This window comes from Lentilactobacillus sp. TOM.63 (assembly GCF_030361045.1).
Classification (GTDB): domain Bacteria; phylum Bacillota; class Bacilli; order Lactobacillales; family Lactobacillaceae; genus Lentilactobacillus; species Lentilactobacillus dabitei.
The window spans coordinates 1-5198 of record NZ_JAUCAP010000113.1; the positions used below are offsets into that span (position 1 = coordinate 1).

The 5198-nt window shown below is 44.7% G+C and carries 3 protein-coding genes and 2 pseudogenes; 3 read left to right on the plus strand and 2 right to left on the minus strand.

The window, feature by feature from the left end:
* Positions 1-61: 61 nt before the first annotated feature.
* The 3 genes and pseudogenes from QUF07_RS13100 to QUF07_RS13110 all read left to right on the plus strand — a co-directional run.
* Positions 62-1384, plus strand: a pseudogene (locus QUF07_RS13100) (glycoside hydrolase family 2 TIM barrel-domain containing protein); the annotation flags it as partial.
* A gap of 206 nt (positions 1385-1590) precedes the next feature.
* Positions 1591-3366 carry a glycoside hydrolase family 30 protein gene (locus QUF07_RS13105; RefSeq protein ID WP_289427834.1) on the plus strand — a complete coding sequence of 592 codons (1776 nt, stop codon included), beginning with the start codon at positions 1591-1593 and terminating at the stop codon, positions 3364-3366.
* Between the two features lie 24 nt (positions 3367-3390).
* On the plus strand, positions 3391-4146 hold the full coding sequence (locus QUF07_RS13110) for a hypothetical protein (RefSeq protein WP_249778526.1): 756 nt from the start codon (positions 3391-3393) through the stop codon (positions 4144-4146).
* Positions 4147-4328: 182 nt separating this feature from the next.
* On the opposite strand, the pseudogene QUF07_RS13115 reads toward QUF07_RS13110, so the two are convergent.
* Both QUF07_RS13115 and QUF07_RS13120 read right to left on the minus strand, forming a co-directional pair.
* Positions 4329-4907: pseudogene (locus QUF07_RS13115) on the minus strand (LOG family protein).
* A 181-nt stretch (positions 4908-5088) separates the two neighbouring features.
* A partial coding sequence (locus QUF07_RS13120) for a transposase (protein ID WP_289427837.1) occupies positions 5089-5198 on the minus strand: 110 nt, incomplete at its 5' end.

The following is a 5198-nucleotide window of genomic DNA, read 5'->3' on the forward strand; positions in this document are numbered from 1 at the left end:
CTCGACTGGCAAACACCGTATCAGGTTATGCTGACAAATTTGTCCAAAAATTCGGATTAAATTTGCAATCTACCATAACTATTCTGGTTTGAACCGGAGTGTGCATTTGGTCGCAATCCCAAAGGAAAATATTGAAGACTATTCAACCACGTACGAAGTGGGCGATGATCAGGCCACAGTTCATTACAGTGTTGAAGCTGATTCTAATGCGGATATCAAAGTGAGCTTAGCTGATGAAGCCGGTCACGTTGTGGCAACCGCAACCGGCGCAAAGGGCGACTTGGTGGTTGAGAACCCTACCCTTTGGCAGGTTCGCGATGCCTACCTGTACACAATTAAGATTCAATTAGTGCACGGGGACACCGTCATTGATGAGTATAGCGATGAAATTGGTTTGCGAACCATCGAAATTAAGGGTCATCAAATTTTAGTTAATCACAAACCAGTTTACTTAAAAGGGTTCGGTCGTCATGAAGATAGTATCTATGCTGGCCGGGCATTCGACTTAAATGTTGAGCGCCGTGATCTGAATTTGATGAAGTGGATTGGGGCAAACTCCTATAGAAGTTCACACTATCCATATGATGAACAAGCCTATAAGTTTGCGGATCGCGAAGGAATTCTGATTACTGATGAAGTTCCGGCGGTTGGTTTTAAAATGGCTGCTGCCAGCTTCCTTGGCGGCCTTGATCAGTCGTTCTTTGATGGCGATTGGATTGATGACTTATACAAGAAGCACATTGATCAAGTAAGGGATATGATCAAACGGGACAAAAATCACCCAAGTGTCTTGGCCTGGAGCTTATGCAACGAACCTGATACCTCCAGTGATTCTGCGGTTCCATATTTCACGAAATTGTTCAATGACAGTGCCGATCTGGACCCGGAAAAGCGTCCGCGGACCTTTACCCTGAATGAAGACGATACGTTTGAAACGTCCAAGTGTCTTAAATTTCCAGACTTTTACTTGCTTAACCGCTATCCTGGCTGGTACCACAAGTGGGGATATGAAATTTCTGACGGTGAAGCGGGTTTGCGAGCTGAATTGGATGAGTGGCAGAAGTCTGACATTGATAAGCCGATCGTCTTCTCAGAATACGGGGCTGATACCGAGCCTGGGCTGCATAAATTACCATCGATCATGTGGAGCGAAGAATATCAAATTGAATTGTTGGAAATGTTTAATCGGGTCTTCGATTCCTACGACTTTATTCGTGGGGAGCAACCTTGGAATTTGGCAGACTTCCAAACCGTTGAAGGTAATATGCGAGTAAACGGTAATAAGAAGGGGATTTTCACCAGAGATCGTCAGCCAAAAGCCGCCGCATTTTATCTGCGGAAGCGTTGGAACAGTTTGCCACTCGACTATAAAGCCGACAAATAGTGATTAATTAAAGCAGTGGTCGCCCATTGAGTGGTGCAGGCCACTACTTTTTGAATCTGGTAATTCTAGGACAGCTCCGTAAAGCAGAAACTTCCACCTAAGCACCTTCCTCAAAAATCCCAAGCCCGGAATTTCCGCTTGAGGAGACTTAGGCTCCAGTTTCTAACCGCTTTGTTCAGCTCACTTTATTTTAGGAGATCGTATAAATGAATCATACAAACTTTGTAATTGATGGTGACCAGCTTGACCTTGATGATAAGAATGGTCATACATTTAAAGGTTTTGGCTACCTGAGCTGTAACAATTCCTCACGATTATTGTTGGATTATAAGTGGGAACATGAGGACAGCTATAATCAAATCCTCCAGATCCTCTTTGGCGGCAAGCATCCTTTGATGAGGATGATTAAGCTGGAAATGGGGGATGATGGCAATACTTCGTCTGGCACCGAGCCGGCGACAATGCGCAGTGCCGATGACGCCGCTAATGTCAAACGAGGAGCTGGCTTTCAACTGGCGGCCGATGCCAAAGAACTCCAGCCAGCTTTGAAAACGGCTATCTTGAGATGGGGAGAACCGGGATTTTTGCGCAAGTTGTGGGTGAATGTCAAATCCGCTGATCCCGACAAGTTGGTGCCAGAATCTGCTTTTGAGCCGATGTATCAATGGTACAAGCAGACCATCGTTGCAGCTTATCAGGAATATGGGTATTTGATTGATTACGTTGATCCAGATCGAAATGAAACCAAGCACCCAATGGTTCAATGGATCAAGTGGTTCGCTGATCGAATTGCAAACGATCGCACCGGATTTCCAGCTAGGTTTCCGATTGATCAATATAACCGAATCAAAATCATTGCCGCAGATCAAAACTATGAACGCGATTTCGGAGATATGATGATTGCCGACAAGCAACTACAAGATAAAGTGGCCGCAGTTGGGTTTCACTATAATACTGATGATGGGACAAACAAACCGTTCACCAAGCTTGCAGATGACTTTCAGCATGAAATGTGGTACAGCGAAGGGATTGCCCCAATGACCTTTGGCAAATACCGGATTAAGGCGTCAAATGGAGACGGGATTGGCGGCAAACAAAGCGGGCTGGATGTGGCCAACCGGTTGATCAAGAGTTACGTCAACTCGCGCCGGAGCTTCTATATTTTCCAACCAGCAGTATCCGCGTATTACCCCGGAGTCAACTACAGTCATAAGGAACTGATTGCGGCCAGTCGGCCATGGTCCGGCCACTTCGAAGTCGACAATGTTGGATTGCAGTGTATGAAGCATTTTAGTGACTTTGCCAAAGCCGGCTGGGCAGATGAAGGCGACTGGCGTTATCTAACCAGTGCCTGTGACAGTGGCGTTGGTGGAACTGAAAACTTGGATCATAATCGGGAGGCCCCCAGTTATTTGACGTTGATGGCGCCGGATAAGCAAAACTTTTCAGTTATAATGGTGAATGACAGTTCGCAAACTCGAACGTATCATGTTGCCATTAAAAATGTCAATTTAGCCCCCAATCAGAAGCTTGCAATTTGGGAGAGTATGGGTCCTGAAAATTCGGATCAAGACTATGACACCAACTTGAAGCGCGTCCGGGAAAAGCTTGAGATAACCGCCGGCACGGTAGACATTGTGGTGAATCCCCATTCAATTGTGACTGCCACCACGTTGAGCTTGGAAAACTATGATGAGGTGGCTTATCACAGAATTGAAAGCCGCCATGACGATTACACCCTTGGGATCGATGGCGACAACGGGATCCTTTACGAGGATGATTTCTCTTATGCCAAGTATCCTGACAATTATTTGAGTCTGCGGGGTAATACTCCAAGATATACCGCTGATCAGGGTGGCGCATTTGAAATCGTTAAATCAAAAGGCAGAAACGTCTTGCAACAGATGATTACTGAGGATCAACGGGCCCTTGACTGGGAGTACTCGTTTGCGCCGAACTTCACGATCGGTGACGATAAATGAACTGATTATGCGGTTAATGTGTCTATGAAGTTCGATCACCAAACGGTTCAGAATTCACCAACCGGAAACTATTTCGGAATTGGCTTGCGCGAGTTAACGGATGTTAAAGGTAGACTTGAGAGCGCCCCATATGTGTTTAAACTGTACACAGACGGTCTCTGCGAGCTGGTTAAAGAAGACCGAGTCGTTAAATTAGCACATGTCGATCAATTAGCGTTAACGAAAACTCATCAAATTAGGTTTTCTGCAAATGGCAACACTTTAGAGGCAACCGTTGATGGAAAAGTTGTTTTCAATTTTACGGATACGGATAATCCAAAATTTAGCGGCCGGATAAAAATCGGTTGTGGTTATTATCATACTCAGATTGAAAAACTGATCATCAAGAAGGCTGCCACAAACAGTTCACTGATTTCTCGCCGTTTAGATGATCTTGACGATGCCATTTCGTATACTGGGAGCTGGAATCATGTTTGCGGCCTGGGAAACACAAAATGGAATCGCACCCTCTCATTTGGAACTGGAAGTGACCAGCAGCCAACGACTGTTTCATTTGATTTTGCCGGCAGTGGATTTTCATTGATTGGCAAACAGGAAGCTGGCTGTCATTTGAAAGTAGTTGTCGATAACCAAGTCCTGGCTTGGAATATGCAACCTCAAACGGCTGAAGACCGTACGGAAAATGGCTTATTCACTGGTTTGCCAACTGGCGAACATCATGTGGAAATCACAGTGGTCGATGGGACTTACACACTTGATGCAGTTGAATGGCTAGTGTGAGTATGAGATGGAAAAGGCAATTTGATCCTAGAATTTAAGTGAAAAAAGCAACGCATCCTGATTTTTGGGAATGCATTGCTTTTTTGGTTTAAATGGCGGAAATCAGCCATTTGTCGCATGCAGTGAACTTTTAATTAATTCTGCATACCTGGATCAAAAAACACTTAATCCAGTTATTCGGCTCAGTGGTCATATGTCCTGACTCTCGGCGGTACATAACTCTCCATGAATGACCTTATTTCGGTTAGTGAATCAGAGAATAGGACTTTTTTTCTGTCTGCGGCGGTTAAAAATCCCTCTGATACCATCTTATCGAACATTTGAATTAATGGTCGGTAGTAATCGTTGATGTTATAGAACACGCACGGATTCGGATTGTCTCCCAATCTTGCCCAAGAAAACGATTGAATAATTTCTTCTAAAGTGCCGACGCCGCCTGGCAATGCAATACAGCCATCGGACATCTGCATCATTTTAGCCTTTCGTTCAGACATGTCTTTGACCACAATCAATTCTGACAGTGAGGCGAGTTGAGGGGATTCTGCTCATCGTTGGACTAATTGTTTCGTCATGACGCCCTGGACGAGACCGCCTTGCTTTAGGATCCGATCGGAGATGACTCCCATTAAGCCAACGCCGCCACCTCCGTAGATTAAGTCGTAATGGTTTTCAATGAACCAGTCAGCTAATTGAATTGCTGATTGGGAATAGATGGGGGTATTTCCTGAACTTGCACCACAGTAAACAGCAATTTTCTTCATATGAACGCCTCACTTTATTATGATTCCTAATTATAGGATAGTCGGCCGGTTCTGAAAAGGTCTTTCAAGACCTGAAAATAGCTGAATCAACTTTCGCAAATCCTTTTAATGAAAGGATTCGCAGAAATCTCCTGGTTTTAACCAGGTAGATGAATGCACAAACTAACACCGAAGGGTGTTATCAGCGTTGATTATCGATATAGTGTTCAACAATTTCCCTGCTCATGTTGCCAAGCGTGCTCATGTAGTAGCTGTGTGACCATAAATGGCCACCCCAAAACTTTTGGGCTT

What these genes read in the sequence shown, in the direction of transcription:
- QUF07_RS13110 (WP_249778526.1), top strand. Translation starts at nt 3,391, where the DNA reads ATGAAGTTCGATCACCAAACGGTTCAGAATTCACCAACCGGAAACTAT.
- QUF07_RS13105 (WP_289427834.1), top strand. Translation starts at nt 1,591, where the DNA reads ATGAATCATACAAACTTTGTAATTGATGGTGACCAGCTTGACCTTGAT.